At 59.6% G+C, this 16,545-nt stretch carries 19 protein-coding genes; 12 read left to right on the top strand and 7 right to left on the bottom strand.

What is annotated here, in order from left to right:
* Positions 1–60 precede the first annotated feature (60 nt).
* Positions 61–543: an acyl-CoA thioesterase gene (locus AB4N43_RS16845; protein WP_027926265.1), complete on the top strand. Its 483-nt coding sequence runs from the start codon at positions 61–63 to the stop codon at positions 541–543.
* 104 nt (positions 544–647) lie between these two features.
* On the opposite strand, the gene pdxY is transcribed toward AB4N43_RS16845, so the two are convergent.
* Complete coding sequence (gene pdxY / locus AB4N43_RS16840; protein ID WP_027926264.1) at positions 648–1,520, bottom strand: pyridoxal kinase PdxY; 873 nt, start codon at positions 1,518–1,520, stop codon at positions 648–650.
* Between the two features lie 120 nt (positions 1,521–1,640).
* Between pdxY and AB4N43_RS16835 the strand changes: the two genes are divergently transcribed.
* Positions 1,641–2,054 (top strand): DUF3301 domain-containing protein, encoded by a 414-nt coding sequence (locus AB4N43_RS16835; RefSeq protein ID WP_027926263.1) that lies wholly within the window; start codon positions 1,641–1,643, stop codon positions 2,052–2,054.
* Here the strand turns inward: AB4N43_RS16835 and AB4N43_RS16830 are convergent.
* Positions 2,051–3,016, bottom strand: a complete 966-nt coding sequence (locus AB4N43_RS16830; RefSeq protein ID WP_194940500.1) for a CobW family GTP-binding protein — start codon at positions 3,014–3,016, stop codon at positions 2,051–2,053. The two genes, AB4N43_RS16835 and AB4N43_RS16830, sit on opposite strands and share 4 nt — an antisense overlap.
* 27 nt (positions 3,017–3,043) lie before the next feature.
* On the opposite strand from AB4N43_RS16830, the gene AB4N43_RS16825 reads away from it, so the two are divergent.
* Positions 3,044–3,400, top strand: a complete 357-nt coding sequence (locus AB4N43_RS16825; RefSeq protein ID WP_027926261.1) for a hypothetical protein — start codon at positions 3,044–3,046, stop codon at positions 3,398–3,400.
* A gap of 4 nt (positions 3,401–3,404) precedes the next feature.
* On the opposite strand, the gene AB4N43_RS16820 is transcribed toward AB4N43_RS16825, so the two are convergent.
* Both AB4N43_RS16820 and zigA read right to left on the bottom strand, forming a co-directional pair.
* The gene (locus AB4N43_RS16820; RefSeq protein WP_194940501.1) at positions 3,405–4,055 is read right to left on the bottom strand and encodes a DUF1826 domain-containing protein; all 651 of its coding nucleotides are present in this window, start codon (positions 4,053–4,055) and stop codon (positions 3,405–3,407) included.
* Positions 4,055–5,263 carry a zinc metallochaperone GTPase ZigA gene (gene zigA, locus AB4N43_RS16815; protein WP_460151736.1) on the bottom strand — a complete coding sequence of 403 codons (1,209 nt, stop codon included), beginning with the start codon at positions 5,261–5,263 and terminating at the stop codon, positions 4,055–4,057. The genes AB4N43_RS16820 and zigA overlap by 1 nt, the downstream gene beginning before the upstream one ends.
* 143 nt (positions 5,264–5,406) lie before the next feature.
* On the opposite strand from zigA, the gene AB4N43_RS16810 reads away from it, so the two are divergent.
* Positions 5,407–5,784, top strand: coding sequence for a hypothetical protein (locus AB4N43_RS16810; protein WP_027926258.1), 378 nt, complete (start codon positions 5,407–5,409; stop codon positions 5,782–5,784).
* Here the strand turns inward: AB4N43_RS16810 and AB4N43_RS16805 are convergent.
* Entirely contained in the window at positions 5,781–6,977 is a 1,197-nt protein-coding gene (locus AB4N43_RS16805) for an N-acetylmuramoyl-L-alanine amidase (RefSeq protein WP_059181915.1), read from the bottom strand. The two genes, AB4N43_RS16810 and AB4N43_RS16805, sit on opposite strands and share 4 nt — an antisense overlap.
* 85 nt (positions 6,978–7,062) lie before the next feature.
* On the opposite strand from AB4N43_RS16805, the gene folE2 reads away from it, so the two are divergent.
* Genes folE2 through AB4N43_RS16770 form a run of 7 tightly spaced genes read left to right on the top strand, consistent with a single transcriptional unit; the run spans position 7,063 to position 13,203 of the window.
* Complete coding sequence (gene folE2 / locus AB4N43_RS16800; RefSeq protein ID WP_460151735.1) at positions 7,063–7,959, top strand: GTP cyclohydrolase FolE2; 897 nt, start codon at positions 7,063–7,065, stop codon at positions 7,957–7,959.
* Complete coding sequence (locus tag AB4N43_RS16795; RefSeq protein WP_027926255.1) at positions 7,956–8,624, top strand: metal ABC transporter ATP-binding protein; 669 nt, start codon at positions 7,956–7,958, stop codon at positions 8,622–8,624. Before folE2 ends, AB4N43_RS16795 begins: the two co-directional genes overlap by 4 nt.
* Positions 8,624–9,490 (top strand): metal ABC transporter permease, encoded by an 867-nt coding sequence (locus tag AB4N43_RS16790; protein WP_027926254.1) that lies wholly within the window; start codon positions 8,624–8,626, stop codon positions 9,488–9,490. Before AB4N43_RS16795 ends, AB4N43_RS16790 begins: the two co-directional genes overlap by 1 nt.
* Before the next feature lie 11 nt (positions 9,491–9,501).
* Positions 9,502–10,377 (top strand): metal ABC transporter substrate-binding protein, encoded by an 876-nt coding sequence (locus tag AB4N43_RS16785; protein ID WP_027926253.1) that lies wholly within the window; start codon positions 9,502–9,504, stop codon positions 10,375–10,377.
* Positions 10,374–10,934: a gamma carbonic anhydrase family protein gene (locus AB4N43_RS16780; RefSeq protein WP_027926252.1), complete on the top strand. Its 561-nt coding sequence runs from the start codon at positions 10,374–10,376 to the stop codon at positions 10,932–10,934. The genes AB4N43_RS16785 and AB4N43_RS16780 overlap by 4 nt, the downstream gene beginning before the upstream one ends.
* Positions 10,935–10,936: 2 nt before the next feature.
* Positions 10,937–12,274: a dihydroorotase gene (locus AB4N43_RS16775; protein ID WP_410921159.1), complete on the top strand. Its 1,338-nt coding sequence runs from the start codon at positions 10,937–10,939 to the stop codon at positions 12,272–12,274.
* 32 nt (positions 12,275–12,306) lie between these two features.
* On the top strand, positions 12,307–13,203 hold the full coding sequence (locus tag AB4N43_RS16770) for a His/Gly/Thr/Pro-type tRNA ligase C-terminal domain-containing protein (protein ID WP_059181913.1): 897 nt from the start codon (positions 12,307–12,309) through the stop codon (positions 13,201–13,203).
* A 24-nt stretch (positions 13,204–13,227) separates the two neighbouring features.
* Here the strand turns inward: AB4N43_RS16770 and AB4N43_RS16765 are convergent, their stop codons facing one another.
* Positions 13,228–13,749, bottom strand: a complete 522-nt coding sequence (locus AB4N43_RS16765) for a DUF3617 domain-containing protein (protein ID WP_027926249.1) — start codon at positions 13,747–13,749, stop codon at positions 13,228–13,230.
* 131 nt (positions 13,750–13,880) lie between these two features.
* On the opposite strand from AB4N43_RS16765, the gene cls reads away from it, so the two are divergent.
* Positions 13,881–15,320, top strand: a complete 1,440-nt coding sequence (cls, locus tag AB4N43_RS16760) for a cardiolipin synthase (protein ID WP_027926248.1) — start codon at positions 13,881–13,883, stop codon at positions 15,318–15,320.
* Here cls and cfaB read toward each other — a convergent pair.
* Positions 15,317–16,504, bottom strand: a complete 1,188-nt coding sequence (cfaB, locus tag AB4N43_RS16755; RefSeq protein ID WP_027926247.1) for a C17 cyclopropane fatty acid synthase CfaB — start codon at positions 16,502–16,504, stop codon at positions 15,317–15,319. The genes cls and cfaB overlap by 4 nt on opposite strands.
* Between the last annotated feature and the right edge of the window lie 41 nt (positions 16,505–16,545).

Raw genomic sequence — 16,545 nt, 5'->3', positions numbered from 1 at the left:
GCTGACAAGGCACCCGCAGAGGTGCGCCCCTGAAATTCTGCCTTGAACCGTGAGAACGCTATGGAACCCGGAAACGCACAACTGTCGATGACGGTATTGATGACCCCCGACATGGCCAACTTCTCTGGCAATGTCCACGGCGGTACCTTGCTCAAGTACCTCGACGAAGTCGCGTATGCATGCGCCAGCCGTTATGCCGGTCGCTACGTGGTGACGCTGTCGGTGGACCAGGTGATCTTCCGCGAGCCGATTCATGTCGGCGAACTGGTGACCTTTCTGGCGTCGGTCAACTACACCGGCAATACCTCCATGGAGGTGGGCATCAAGGTGGTGACCGAGAACATCCGCGAGCGCTCGGTGCGCCACACCAACAGCTGCTTTTTCACCATGGTCGCGGTGGATGACAACCGCAAACCCGCGGTCGTACCGCCTTTGCAACCGCACAACAGCGAAGAAAAGCGCCGCTTCATCCAGGCACAGCAGCGTCGGCAGATTCGTCAGGAGCTGGAAAAGCGCTATCAGGAAATCAAGGGTGATGCCTGAGGGCTTTGACCTGTTTTAGATAGCCATCGCGAGCAGGTCGCACCGTCGCCCCCACATTGGATCTGTGTCGTTCACAAATCCACTGTGGGGGCGAGCAACGCGGATTAAAGACTGATCGCCGTCGCCTCAAACCGCACCCGCGGATGAGCAATCCGGTCCTGCGCCCGCACCAGTTCCAGCTCATAGCTGGCACAGGCCTGAGTCTCCAGCAACACTTCATGCACCGCTGCGGCCGTAAACTCGAATGCAGCGACCAGACTGTCGCCCAACAACACCCGCGCCAGGAACAGCCCGGACGTCAGGTCGCCCACGCCCACCGGCTGACGCGGAAACGCCAGCAGCGGACGCCGCAGATGCCAGCTGCCCTCGGCAGTCACCAGCAACATCTCGAAGCCATCCGCCGGTTTGCCGGGGTAATCCAGATGCTTGACCAATACCGCCTTAGGCCCACGCGCCAACAGCGCTCGCGCCATGGCCAGGCAGTCGAACAGTGACTGCGGTTTGCGTCCAGAGAAGCTGTCCAGTTCCAACTGGTTCGGGCACATGAAGTCAGCCACCGACGCCGCTTCTTCCAGCAGGAAATCGCTGACTTCAGCCGGAACGCTGCAGCCCTTCTCCGGATGGCCCATCACCGGGTCGCACAAATACAGCGCCTTGGGGTTCATCGACTTGATGCGCGCCACCCCGGTCAGGATCGCCCGGCCCTGAGCCGCACTGCCCAGGTAACCGGACAGCACCGCATCGCAGTTGCCCAGCTCGCCAATCGCGGCAATGCCTTCGACCAACTCAGGGATCTGGTGCGGCGCCAGCACTTCACCCGTCCACTGGCCGTATTGGGTGTGGTTGGAAAACTGCACGGTGTTGAGCGGCCAGACATTCACCCCGACCCGCTGCATCGGGAAAACCGCGGCGCTGTTGCCAGCGTGGCCGAACACCACGTGGGACTGAATGGCGAGCAGATGGGGCGTACGTTTCATGCGGTGAGTTTTCCGTAAAACGATTGAAATTCAAGCCGCGCAGTATGCGACGAAAAGCAGCCTGTACGACAGACCAGAGACGCAGTTAAGCTGACACCATCTAGTTGGAGCAACCTGTTGATGCTGACCCTCGGAAATATCTTCGTGCTGATGTTGCTCGCCACCGGTGGCGCGTGGTTGTGGCACAACCACGGCTTGCGCGAGCGTGCGCTGGAGCGGGTAAAACAGCATTGCGCCAAGCTCGGCATCGAGTTGCTGGACGGCAACGTGGCCTTGAAAAAGATCGCGTTCATCAAAGATGCCAACGGCCGGCGGCGCCTGGCTCGCGTGTACAACTTTGAGTTCACCGTGACCGGCGAAACCCGCCACAACGGCACCATCACCCAATTCGGCGCCCACAGCGCGCAGATCGAACTGGCGCCCTACCCGATGCCGTTCGACGACACGCCTGCGATCGTCGATGTGGTGAAGCCTCGCGCCGAGGTGATCGAGTTGAGCCAGTGGCGGCAAGAACACACCAAGTGGCGCCCTTAACTCGACCGACAGTCAGCCAGGGCGCTTTGCAGTGAATCCACTTCCTGCGGCTCGTTGAAAATCAGTTCTATCCGCGAATCCTGGCGCCATTCGCTGGGCTTCCACTCCAGTACCGAATTATCCAAAGCATTGGCCGACACCCAACCGTCGACGCTGTGGATAACCAGCTTCGCCCGCCGCCAGGACAGGCTTTCAAGCCACAGCCCGATGCGCGCCACGTCGAACCTCTGGCTCGGGTGCCAACGCCAGCCGATACTCCAGCCACCCTCCTGTTCCTGACTCAAGCAAATAGGCAGCGCGGGATCCGTCCAGATGGCCGGCAGTTGCGCCAGCCCCTTGGGCACGATGAAGTTATCCACACCCGCTAAGGCCTGAGCCTGGAGTCCCGGCAAGTGGCTCAATGGCAACTGAGCGTGCTGCGTCCAGTACAGAGGACGCGGCAGTAACGGCGCGGCGATGCGCTGGCGATCATCGGCGTCGAGATCTTCCGCCTTGTTCAACACCAACAAGCCGGCGCTGTTCAATGTCTCCTGTTGCGCCGCAGGCAGCGGTTTGCCAGCCGCGAGCGCTTGGGCATCCAGCACCAGTACGCAGGGTTGTACCGCCAGTACACCGACCCACGGTGCCTCACTCAACTGCTCAAGCAGCCGGGCCGGATGGCCGAGGCCAGAGGGTTCGATGAACAACCGATCCGGCTTGGCCTTGCGCAGCAAGCGCCCAAGCCCGATCTGAAACGGCGCACCATTGACGCAACACAAACAGCCGCCGGCCACTTCGCCCAGTGCGATACCATCGGCGTCGGAGGTCAGCAGCGCAGCGTCGAGGCCGATCTGCCCGAATTCGTTGATCAACACCGCCCAACGCTCGCCGACCGGCCGCTGCGTTAACAGGTGCTTGATCAGGCTGGTTTTGCCGGCACCTAATGGACCGGCAATGACGTGAGTGGGAATGTTCTGCAACATGGTCGGTGTTTTCTGAGGAGGTAAAAGATGCGGTTGATGGGATTGTCGTTACTGCTGGCGCTATGTTCCAGCGAGGTGTTCGCCCAAGCCTGCGTGGTACATACCACATCCGCGAGATTGGACGTGAAAGTCTGCCAGCAAAACCGCAATATCCCGGAAAAGCTCTTCGCCGACGGCTTCTGCCAGCCCAATCTGGCCGGGCAGACCGTCGACGTGCAGTATGTTGAGCAATGCCCAACCGGCGCCTTCGGGGTGTGCAGCAACGCTCAAGTCGCCAATATGCCTTACCGGCAGGACATTCACTATTACGGCGTAGCCACCGATGCGGCCTATTTGAAGCCGTTTTGCGAAGCGCAGAGCCAAGGCAGCTGGCTCACGCCTTGAGGCGTTAGCCGAGCCAATCTAGGGTCAGGATCAATCGACGCTCACCCGAAGCGAGTTGCGGCGAGCGGTGAATCAGGCCGAAACCCTCGTTGCCGTGCCACTTCTCGCCCTTGAACAGCGCCACGTCCCCGCAGGCGACCTGCTCGATCAGCGAATCCTCTACAGGCTCAGCCTCAGGCTTACCCAATTGGCGACGATCCATCACGCCCTCTCGCAGCCACTGACTGCCGATACCGGAGTACGTAGTGATCAACCGCACCGGCACATGATCGACGTGGAAACGCGGGCACATGGCCTTGTCCAGCGCCCGCAAACGCAGGCCGATGCGCTGGACGCCTAACAAACAGGCAAACGCGCTGACCAGCCACGACACGTCGGCAATGAAGCCCTCATACCCGTGCAGATCGCTGAACCCAGCCGCCAACCCGTGTAGATTGGGTTCGGCGTCATCGCTGGGCAGCTCCACAACCAGCGACTCGGCTAACGGTACGTTGAGGGACAGCAACAACTGGCCGAAATCGTTGATATGCACCGGAAGCTGGCGCTGCCAAACGGCGAGGTTTACCTCGTCATCGAGGATTCTCGCGAGCGTTTGCGGCGTTTCGTCCTGGACAGAATGAACGACCGAACGCCGCTTCAGACTCGGCGCCAACATCAGGCGGCGACCTCTTCGTGCCAGGGGCCAAACGGATCTGGCAGCAATCGCCAACCGTCGACACCCAAGGCCATTTCGGCCTCAGTCAGCAGACAATCATCGAGTTCGGCGGTGAGTTGTGCGAAGTCGATGTTCTGGCCGATGAACACCAATTCCTGGCGGCAATCGCCGGTGGCGGCGGTCCAGTTCTCCATGATCCCGGCGGTACTTTCTTCATCCTGCGGCCACTGGGTTTTCGGCACAAATCGCCACCAGCGCCCCGCAAAACCATGACGCATCAAGCCCCCCGCCTGGGACCAGCTGCCCGCGTCCATGGGCTTACTCGCCAACCAGAAAAACCCTTTGGAGCGCAGCAGTTTTCCGTTCACCCAAGGGCGGTCGATGAAGCTGAAAAAGCGTTGCGGATGAAAGGGGCGGCGGGCCCGGTAAGCAGTCGAGGCGATGCCATATTCCTCGGTTTCCGGCACATGCTCGCCACGCAATTCCTGCAACCAGCCCGGCGCCTGAGCGGCTTTTTCAAAGTCGAAGCGACCGGTATTGAGGATTTTTTCCAGGGGCACTTCGCCCATGAACATGGGAATGATGTCTGCCTGCGCGTTGAGGCGTTGAAGAATCGCAATCAGCTCCTCGCGCTCGCGGCGGCTGATCAAGTCGATCTTGCTGATCAGGATGACATCGGCAAATTCGATCTGCTCGATCAACAGATCAGTGATCGAACGCTCGTCCTCCTCACCCAACGTTTCGCCACGGGACGCAAGGCTTTCGGCGGCCTGATAGTCGAGCAGGAAGTTCATGCCATCCACCACGGTGACCATAGTGTCGAGCCGCGCGATGTCGGCCAGGCTTTGCCCTTCTTCATCACGGAAGGTAAAGGTTTCCGCCACGGGCAGCGGTTCGGAAATGCCGGTGGATTCGATCAACAGGTAGTCGAAACGCCCGTCCCTGGCGAGTTTGCTGACTTCTTCGAGCAGGTCTTCGCGCAAGGTGCAGCAAATGCAGCCGTTGCTCATTTCGATGAGTTTCTCTTCGGCGCGGTTCAGGCTGACATCACGCTGGACCTCGCTGCCATCGATGTTGATCTCGCTCATATCGTTGACGATGACCGCGACCCGCAAGTTGTCGCGATTGCGCAGGACGTAGTTGAGCAGCGTACTTTTTCCGGCACCGAGAAAGCCCGAGAGGACGGTCACGGGTAGACGATTGGGCATCAGATATTCCTCACAAGGATGCCCGGTCGCAGAGTCGGGCTTTTTTAAATGTTATAGTATAACAACACAATCAAGCCACTCTCTTCTTGCCCATGACACCAAAGCGACCGATGCTAAAGGCCGTCCAGTCCCCGAGAAATCCCATGCGTATTGCCCTGAAACTGGCGCTGATGAGTGTTTCGCTGCTGATGGCCACACAGGCCTGGGCGCAGATTCCGAGCCTGGCCCAATGCACCCGTAGCGCCAATCTGCTGGCCTGCGTGGATGTCGACGGCAACGCCTACAGCGTCAACACCGTCGGCAGCACGATCTATCTGCGCGGCTTCGAAATGGCGGGCAAGCGCTACTGGGCACAGACCAACAGCCGCTACGGGCAACTGACCTTTTTCACCGGCATCGCTTCCGACGGCGAGGCCTGGGTTGGCTACAACCGTCGGGTGGGCTGGACCACCATCAATCGCTTCTCCAGTTCGGGTGGCAGCAGCGCCAAGTTCACCTGCAGCCGGATTACCGGCTGCTAGACCTGCGTTTTTTTCTGCGCTTGTTGCCAGGCGATGTAGCTGTTGGCGGGCGGATTTTTCTGGAAATAGCGCTGCAACCCTTCGAATAAACCGTCCGCCACGGCCTGTTGATGACGTGCGGTGACCAGTCGCTGGCTGTCGCGAGCGTTGGAAATGAAGCCGGTCTCCACCAGGATCGACGGCACGTCCGGCGACTTCAACACCGCAAATCCTGCTTGTTCCACGCGCTTTTGATGCAGCGTGGTGATCCCCGCCAGGCTGCCCAGGACCGTACTGCCCAACTGCAAACTGGCGGCCAGGGTGGCGTTCATCGACATGTCGAGAATGACCCCGGCGAGCATCGGGTCTTTGTCCTTGAGATTGAGCAAACGAGTGGCGCCCAGCAAATCCGCGCCGTTCTCACGTTGTGCCATGAAGCGCGCCGTGGCCGAGGTCGCACCGCCTTCAGACAAGCAATACACCGAAGCACCGGAAGCCGTAAGACGCGGGGCTGCGTCCGCATGCACCGAGATGAACATGTCGGCGTTGTGCTTGCGCGCTATCTCTACCCGTTTGCGCAGCGGAACAAAAAAGTCGTCGTTGCGCACCAGCTTCACGTCAAAGCCCTTTTCGCGTTTTAGACGCTTGGCCAGCAGCTGAGCGATGGACAACACCACGTCTTTCTCTCGCTCCCCCTTGGCGCCGACCGCGCCAGGGTCTTTCCCGCCATGACCAGGGTCGACCACCACGATGATGTCGCGTTTGGCGTGCGCCGTGTCCTGGATCACCTCTGAGGGCACAGCAACGGGCAATGACGCAGCGGACTTCAGATCGAGCACCAGCCTATGGCCTTGCCCCTCCTGCGGCGGGAGCAAAAAGCTGTTGAGCTGCACCGGGCCGCTGAGGTCGAGGACGATTCGCGTATCCCCCAGACCAAAATGCCCGGAGCGGATCGAGTGGATCACCGTATTGGCGAGGGATAGCTGACTGAAATCGCCACTGAGGTTGGCGCCACTCAGATCAATGATCAGCCGCTCGGGCGAACTGAGTGAAAAGGTTTTGTAGTGCACCGGCCCGCTCAGATCAAACACCAATCGCAGCTTGTCATCCGACCGCCACAACCGTGCGTTGCGAATTTGCGTGGCCGAGACACCAAAGGGCAACGCGAAGGCTGCGCTGGCCAGAATCAGGTTGAGCAAGTGACGTCTGTGCATGAAGAGGACCGCTCGAGAAAAAGGCGTAGTCGAATTTAATGTAATAACATAACATGCCCAATCGATTCCCACGATGGACCTGCTCATGAATGCGCTGACTCTGCCGGATATCGCCGCGCAAGCCTCTCGCCAAGCTCTGCCACTCGACTGGGTGGGCATGTGCGGCATTGCTCTTCCTGTTCTGTTCGATGGCCAACGCCTGAGCGCAACAGCAGATGCGGGCGTGAGCCTCGATGACGGAGAGGCACGCGGTATTCATATGTCGCGGTTGTATCTGGCGCTGGAAATGCTCGAGCAGGAAGACCTGACACCGACCTTGTTGCGACGAATCCTGCAAAGTTTTCTCGACAGCCATGAAGGACTGTCCCGCAACGCTTACTTAAAAATTCACGCTGATTTGCTGCTCAAACGGCCAGCGTTAATCAGCCCGTTAGCCGGTTGGAAAAGCTACCCGGTGAGCATTGAAGCGCGATTGAAAAACGCGATGTTCCACGTGGAACTAAAAATCGACGTTGCTTATTCCTCGACTTGCCCGTGTTCAGCGGCACTGTCCCGGCAGTTGATTCAGCAGCAATTCGTCGATGACTTTGCCAACCAGTCACTGCAACACGCCGATGTATTGGCATGGCTCGGCTCCACAAAAGGCATCGTTGCGACGCCCCATAGCCAACGCAGCACCGCACATTTGAGCGTGCGTCTGGACGATTATCTGGATGACCTGCCACTGATCACCCTCATCAACGACGCCGAAGCCGCTCTCGGTACTGCCGTACAAACCGCGGTCAAGCGCGCCGATGAACAAGCCTTCGCCTTGGCCAATGGTCAGAACCTGATGTTCTGCGAAGACGCCGCGCGACGCCTGAACCTCGCCCTGAAACGCGCACCCGGCATCCACGCCTTTCACGTCCGGGTCGTCCACGCCGAAAGCCTGCACGCCCATGATGCCGTTTCCGAAAGCCGCTGGAATTGGGAGGCTGCATGATCCGTTGCCAGGCATTGCGCTGGGGCGCCCCCGGCCAGCCACTCACACCTCCCGTGGATTTCGAATTGCCCAAGGGAAGCCTGACCGCCGTGATCGGTGCCAACGGGTCGGGGAAAAGCAGCTTGCTGAAAGTCATCGCAGGATTGCAAAAACCACTCACAGGCAAAATCTTCCTCGATGTTCCACGCCAGGGCTCGCTGTCCTTCCTCCCTCAGCAACAACACCTGGACCGGCAATTTCCTATCAGTCTCCAAGAGTTGGTAGCCGCCGGTTTTTGGGGTAGCAAGCAATCGCCCGAACTGCGCAGCCAACGCCTGAAAACAGTGCTGGAAGATTGGTGCCTCAGCGGTCTGGAGCAACGCCCTTTGATGGCCTTGTCCGGAGGAGAACTGCAACGCGCCCTGCTCGCCCGATTGAGCCTTGCGCAAACGCCCTTGTTGTTGCTCGATGAACCGCACGCGGCGCTCGACGAACTCGGTCAATCGCTGCTCTGGAAACATATCCACCAATGGCATGCCGAGGGTCGAACCCTGGTTGTGGTGTGCCATGACCTCGCCGCCGTTCGCCAACACATTCCACACACACTGCTGATCAACAGCAGCGGCTGCCTACTCGGGCCTAGTACCGAACTGATCCGCCAACAACCACAAACGCAGGTGGCCTGATGCTCGCAGCCACTCAGCTTTGGCAGCCCTTCCACGAGTTTGTGTTCATGCGTCGGGCACTTATCGGCGGACTCGTCCTGGCCTGCAGCACGGCTCCGCTGGGGGTATTTCTGATCTTGCGACGCATGAGCCTGATCGGCGATGCCGTCGCTCACGGCATCTTGCCCGGCGCCGCGCTCGGCTTCTGGTTCGCGGGATTGAGTTTGCCGGCATTGACGTTTGGTGGCTTGGGCGCAGGCCTGAGCATGGCCGGACTGGCCGCATGGATCACCCGTCGTACCGGCTTGCGAGAAGACGCCAGTCTGGCAGCGATCTACCCGATTTCCCTCGCCAGCGGAGTGCTGATCCTGGGCATTGCCGGCAAGCGCCTGGACCTTTTGCACCTGTTGTTTGGTTCCGCATTGGCGGTCGATGGCCCGACGTTGACCGGCATGTTGTGGGTCTCGGGCTTCAGCCTGATCGCCATGGGCCTGATCTACAAACCGCTGTTGCTGGACACCCTCGACCCGCTCTTTCTGCAAACCGTCAGCCGTCTCGGACCGCTGGCCCACGGTGTGTTCCTGACGCTCGTGGTGCTGAATCTGGTGATCGGTTTCCAGGCTATCGGCGCGCTGATGGTGGTCGGTCTGATGATGTTGCCCGCCGCCGCATCTCGTTTCTGGAGCCGCCGTTTGCCGGTGTTGATTGCCATCGCCGCCGTGCTCGGCTGCCTCTCGGTGTGGCTCGGATTACTGCTGTCGTTCTTCTACTCGCTGCCCAGCGGTCCGGCGATTGTGCTGGTGGCCGGTGGTTTTTATCTGTTGTCCGTGGTGTTGGGGCCGGTGCACGGTTTATTGCGCCGCCCGCCTTTGCTCACATCCCAATGAGGTGTTGCCCGATGCGCGCTCTACTCGTACTGTTCAGTTTGATGCTGTCGATGTCGCTGTCTGCGGCGGAAAAACTTCAGGTGGTCACCAGCTTCAGCATCCTCGCCGACATGACCCATCAGGTCGGCGGCGAGCATATCCAGATCACCAATATGGTCGGTCCGGACGCCGACGCCCACACCTACGAGCCGACGCCGGATGACGCCAAGGCACTGCTCAGGGCCAAGCTGATCATCAAGAATGGATTGGGTTTTGAGCCATGGCTGGACCGTCTGGTGACCAGCACCGAAACCAAGGCGCCGGTAATCAGTGCGAGTCACGGTGTCATTCCGCGCTCGCTGGATGAAGACGGCGAGACCATTCCTGACCCTCATGCCTGGCACAACCTGGCGAACACCGAACTGTACATCGCCAACATCACCAAAGCGTTGATCGCCGCCGACCCGGCGAACACCGCCGACTACCAACGCAACAGTCAGGCCTACCTGAAACAGATCTACGCCCTGCTTGCCGAAGCCAAGGCCAAGCTCGGCTCCCTGCCGCCGGGCAATCGAAAAATCGTCACCTCCCATGACGCCTTCGGCTATCTGGGTCAGGCCTACGGGATCGACTTCATGGCACCGCAAGGACTGTCCACCGAACGTGAACCGTCGGCCGCTGAAGTCGCTGCACTGATCACCCAGATTCGCCAAGCCAAGGTCAAAGCGGTGTTCATGGAAAACATCAAGGACGCCCGCCTGCTGAAACAGATTGCCGATGAAAGCGGCGCGCAGATCGGTGGCACGTTGTACTCCGATGCACTCGCCGCCACCGGGCCGGCCAGCACCTTTGCCGGGCTGTTCGAATACAACCTCAACACCCTCTACCAAGCGTTGAGCAAACCATGATCCGCAAGAACCCTTCAGGGGATTTGCCGCAAATTGCGGAGTCCGCCTACGTAGATAAGACCGCCATCATTTGCGGCAAAGTGCTGATTGGAGAGAACGTCTTCGTCGGTCCTTACGCGGTGATTCGCGCCGACGAAGTAGACGCCAGCGGTGAGATGGAGCCGATCACCATCGGCGCCAACTCGAACATCCAGGACGGTGTGGTCATTCATTCCAAGTCCGGCGCCGCCGTCACCATCGGCGAGTTCAGTTCGATCGCCCATCGCTCCATTGTGCATGGCCCCTGCACCGTGGGTGACCGGGTGTTCATCGGCTTCAACAGTGTGCTGTTCAATTGCGCGGTCGGTGATGGTTGCGTCGTGCGGCATAACTCGGTGGTCGACGGTCGCGACTTGCCCGATGACTTCTACGTCCCCTCCACCACCCGCATCGGACCGAACACCGACCTGTCGCAGTTCCCCCCTGTCAGCGTCAGCGCCTCGGAGTTTTCCGAAGACGTGGCGCGCACCAACGTCGACCTGGTGCGCGGTTACAAAGCGCTGCAAAACGAGTTCTGACCATGACCAGTGTGCTGATTCGCAATGCCCGGCTGGTGAACGAAGGCCGTGAGTTCGAGGGAGATCTGCTGGTCAGCAATGGTCGAATCGTGAAGATCGCCAGCAGCATCCAGGGTGAAGATGCCGACGTGGAAATCGATGCCGACGGTCAATGGCTGCTACCCGGAATGATCGACGACCAAGTGCACTTTCGCGATCCCGGCGCACCGCACAAGGGCAGTTTCTACACGGAATCGAGGGCCGCGGTGGCTGGGGGAATCACCAGTTTCATGGACATGCCCAACACCCGTCCGGCGACCCTGACCCTCGCAGACCTGGCTGACAAGCAGCGGCGCGCGGCGATCAGTTCAGTGGCCAATTACGGTTTCCATTTCGGCGTCAGCAATGACAACCTCGACACCATCGCAGCGCTCAACCCTTGCGAAGTGGCCGGCGTCAAAGTGTTCATGGGCGCCTCCACGGGCAACATGCTGGTCGATGATCCTCGGATTCTGGAGCGGTTATTCGCCCAAGTGCCGACGATTCTGTTGGCCCATTGCGAGCACACGCCCAGCATCGAGGCCAACGACGCAAACCTTCGAGACCTGTTCGGCGAACACATTCCTGCGGCCGCCCATCCATTGATCCGCAACGCCGAGGCGTGCTTTCGTTCGTCCTCGATGGCCGTGGACCTGGCCAAGCGGCATGGCACGCGATTGCATGTGTTGCACCTGACCACCGCCCGCGAACTGGCGCTGTTTGAAGACAAGCCGCTGGCCCACAAACGCATTACCGCCGAAGTGTGCCTGCACCACTTGCTGTTCGATGATCGGGACTACTCCAGCCTCGGTAATCTGATCAAGTGCAACCCGGCCATCAAGTCTCAAGCCGACCGCGATGCATTGCGCCAGGCACTGCACAGCCATCGACTCGATGTGATCGGCAGCGACCACGCGCCGCACACGTGGGCGGAGAAACAACAGCCTTATCATCAGGCTCCTTCCGGCCTGCCGCTGGTGCAACACGCCCTGCCCGCGTTGCTGGAATTAATGGCTGACAAAGTCCTGCCGATAACCACCCTCGTGGCCAAGACCAGTCACCGCGTAGCCGATTTGTTCGCCATCCCCGACCGCGGTTATCTGCGCGAGGGCTATTGGGCCGACCTCGTTCTGATCAAATCCGAACCCGATGGCGTTGCCGTTTCCCAGCAGCCCATCCTGTCTCAATGCGGCTGGACGCCTTTCGCCCGGCAGCGTTTTCGTCACAGTGTCAGCACCACGCTGGTGTCCGGGCAAATTGCCTGGCACGACAAACGTCTTAATGACAACTGTCAGGGATTACCATTACGGTTTATGCGCTAGCGCGTAATACAGAAGCACTCGAGAGCATCACCATGATTCAGATCCGCCTGCCCGATGGTTCATTGCGTGAATACGATCAGCCATTGTCCGTGTACGAACTCGCCGCGAGCATCAGCCCCGCGCTGGCCAAAGCGGCGGTGGCCGGTCGGGTGGACGGCGTGTTGGTGGACTGCGAATACGTGATCAGAGGCGATGCTCGGGTCAACATCGTCACGCCTCAAGAACCCGATGGCCTGGAGATTCTTCGACGCTCTTGTGCATTGATACTGGCGATGGCGGTCAAGCAACTTCATCCCCATGTTCAGCTGCAGGCCGGGTCGGCGCTGGGGGATGGTTTCTTCTGCGGGTTTACCCTCAATCAATCGTTAACCCGCGACGACCTGCCGCTGATCGAAGCCCGCATGCAGCTGCTGGCCGCGACCAACCACTCAATCCGCCGCCGAGCCTCGAAGGCAGAAGATCGACGGTCGCTATACCGCCTGGGAGACTTCGAGCATTTAACGGCAGGCCCACAGGTTCCAGCCACGAAGGTGTTGCAGGCGTTTTCCCTCGACTACATCAGCGGTACGTCTGAACAACGGATCTACGGCACGTGTTGGTCTTGCCAACAGGAACTGGACAGCTGGCGAGCACCGCCCCTGGTCATGATTGTCAGCATGGCGGAGCGCCAGGCGAGTTATGTCCAGTCGGTGACCGAGGCATTGCGCCGAAGCGGTGTGCACGTCCATGTGGATCTGCGCCATGAAAAGGTCCGCCACAAGATTCGTGAGCACGGTCAAAAAGTGCCGTACCTGATGGTCGTGGGCGAGAAGGAACAGGAAGGAGAGTTCGTCAGTTTGCGCAGCGGTGCGGGCGAGGATTTCGGCAGGATGGGTATTGAGGCAGCGTGTCAGTGGCTGAATCAAGCCCGCTCCCGCACAAGCGTGTAGGGAGCGGGCGTAACGACGAAGGTCTTAAGCGCGAGGCTTGACCGTTCCGCAATCCTGTCCCAGCCACACGGCACGACTTTCCAGGCTGCCCTTTTGATTAATGCCGGTAGCGTTGAAAGTGCCGTTGACCTTGGTGGTGAACTCACGGTCGCTGAGGAAAGTAGCCACACCGGCGCCTTGCGCTTTCGGACAGCTGAAACGGAATTTCCACTGGTTACCAGAGCGATCAGTGATTTCCTGCTTGCAGCCCGATTGCGGGTCGGTCAGTGGAATATTGTCGGTCTTCACCTGCTCCGGTGTCAGGCACGCCCGAATCCCTTTGCCGCCCATGGTGATGCCCTGTTTCTCCAATTGTGCGCGCTGTTCCGGGGTCATCTGGCTCTGTAACTGCCCGAGGATCAGTTGCAAGTCCGGCAGGTTCTGGTCATCGACCTTCATGTTGCTGGTGGTCAATTCCCATAACCCCGGTTGCAGCATCTGTGCCTGAGCCGCCACCGGAAGTGACAAACCAACAGCCATGGCCAAACCCAGCAGACGAACGTTCATCGAGTAACTCCTGATCAGTTGTGGCCGTTAGACGCCGGGCATCGGCTTCGGTTCATGGGCCAATTAAATAGCGACATTCTGCACGGAACATGGTCTGTTAAGCACTGAATCTTCAGGAGCAAGGCTGCCCCATGGATTACTTTGGACCGCACATTTTCGGCTACACCATTGCACTGCTTCACACGCTGGGCCTGATTGCTGCCATTCACGCCGTGCTCACCGTCCGCACCGCCCAGGGATCGATTGCCTGGGCGCTTTCGTTGGTGTTTATTCCTTATCTCACGCTCATCCCCTATCTGGTCTTCGGCCGCAGTACCTTTGATGGCTACATCAAGGCGCGGCGCCAGGCCAACGAAGAGATGCGCAAAGCCATCTCCGAGCTCAACTGGCGCCCCTGGGTCGAGGAGGCGCTGACCGCTCGTGCTTCCAACGCCTACGCGTCGTTGCGGGCGATGCCGAAACTGGGCCGCATGCCGTGCCTGGCGAACAACGAAGTGCATTTGTTGATCAATGGCCAAGCCACCTTTGATTCGATTTTCGAGGCTATCAGCCAGGCGAAAGAAGCCGTGCTGATTCAGTTTTTTATCATCCACGATGATCGTCTCGGCCAACGCCTGCAAACCCTGCTGCTGGAAAAAGCGGCCGAAGGCGTCGCAATTTACTTGCTGTACGACCGCATTGGCAGCCACTCCCTGCCCCACAGCTACGTGCAACCGTTGCGCGATGCCGGCGTCGAAGTCAAAGCGTTCGCCACTCGCAGTGGCTGGCTCAATCGCTTCCAGGTGAATTTCCGCAACCATCGCAAGATCGTGGTGGTCGATGGTGTCCTGGGATTCGTGGGTGGACATAACGTTGGCGACGAATACATGGGCGAGAAACCACCGCTCGCGCCTTGGCGAGATACCCATGTTCGAGTCCGCGGTCCGGTGGTGGCCTGCATGCAGGAGTCTTTTGCCGAAGACTGGTTCTGGGCTGCACGGTCGTTGCCGCCGCTGATCCTGCCGGATGTGTATCCGGACGACGGCGTGCTTTGCCAATTGCTGGCGAGCGGCCCGGCGGATTCCTACGAAACCTGTTCATTGTTCTTCGTCGAAGCCATCCATGCCGCGACCGAGCGGGTGTGGATCACCAGCCCCTACTTCATCCCCGACGAAGCGGTGTTTGCCGCACTCAGGCTGGCAGTGCTGCGCGGTGTCGATGTGCGTCTATTGCTGCCCTCGCGTCCGGACCACCGCATCGTCTATGCCGCCTCCAGCCTCTATGCCTTCGAGGCCGTTCGCGCGGGGGTGCGGGTGTTCCGCTACGAGCCCGGTTTCCTGCATCAGAAAGTGGTATTGATCGACAATGAAATCAGCGCCATCGGCAGTGCCAACCTGGACAACCGCTCGTTCCGGCTTAACTTCGAAGTGATGTTGTTGACGGTCGACAGCGCGTTTGCCGCCGAGGTGGAGCAGATGCTCAACGAAGACTTCAATCAGGCCCATGAAATCGCCAAGGAAGAAAGCCGGGAGACCCACCGCCTGCAACAGATCGGCATGCGGGTCGCCCGGCTTATTTCACCGATTCTCTAAGGGTTGTAGATGTCGTCGCGGGTCCATGGCAATTCATGGCTGCCATCGGGGTGGGCTTTGACCGCGAGGATCTGGTGCAGGTTGATCCAGCCCCGGGCAAACGCATAAGCGCATCCCGCCAGGTACAGCCGCCAGATCCGTAGGGCCTGCTCCGGCACTTGCCTGGACGCCGCTTCCAGATTGTCTTCCAGGCGTTCACTCCAGTGGTCCAGGGTACGCGCGTAGTGCAGGCGCAAGCTCTCGACGTCGACGATCTCCAAACCTGCTTCACTGATTTCGGCCGAGATCATCGACAGGTGCGGCAGCTCGCCGTTGGGGAACACGTATTTCTCAATGAAGTCGCCGGCACCGCGTCCCACGGGACGGCCGTCGGTGTGTTTGGCGGTGATCCCGTGGTTCATCACCAGGCCGCCTTCTTTCACCGCGCCGAACAAGGTTTTGCAGTACTCAGCCAGATTCGCGTGGCCGACGTGTTCGAACATGCCGACACTGACCACTTTGTCGAAGCGCCCATCTTGAGGCAGGTCGCGGTAGTCGAGCAGTTGCAGCTCGACCAGATCCTCCAGACCTTCCTCTTTCACGCGTTCACGGGCCAGGGCGAGTTGTTCTTTGCTGAGCGTAATGCCGAATACCCTGGCGCCGAACTCCCGCGCCGCGTACCGCGCCAGTCCGCCCCAACCGCAACCGACGTCCAGCAAATATTCACCCGGCTGCAACCGCAACTTGCGGCACAAATGACGGAATTTGGCTTGTTGCGCCTGCTCCAGGGTTTCACTACCGGTCTCGAAGTACGCACAGGAATACGCCATGTCACTGTCGAGCCACAGCTGGTAAAACGCATTGGACAGGTCGTAGTGATAGGAGATGGCTTTGGCGTCGGTTTCCTTGTCGTGGACGGTACGAACCGGCTGATTGTCGTCGTTTTCGTCCAGCATCGCCTGACTCCACTCATCGCAGACGCGGATAACGTCGCTGATGGAGCCTTCCAGCTCAAGTCTACCCTCGACAAACGCCGCTCCGAGCGCGTCCAGGCTTGGATGGGTGAACTGGGTGACCATTTGTGGGTCCTTGACCACAATCGTGACGCTGGGCGTCGGCCCCAGATTGAATTCATGGCCGTCCCAGAGTCGCAGGCGTAGCGGTAGCTGCAGATTCTGTAAGGCCGGTGGAAGATGCGCGAGCATGGAGTGTTCCCCTGGTTTCAGACGTCTGATGTGAGGGTAGA

It is taken from the genome of Pseudomonas sp. S2_B07, assembly GCF_054668435.1.
The sequence above is the reverse complement of the archived record's forward strand: the minus strand, read 5'-3'. Positions and strand labels throughout refer to the sequence as shown.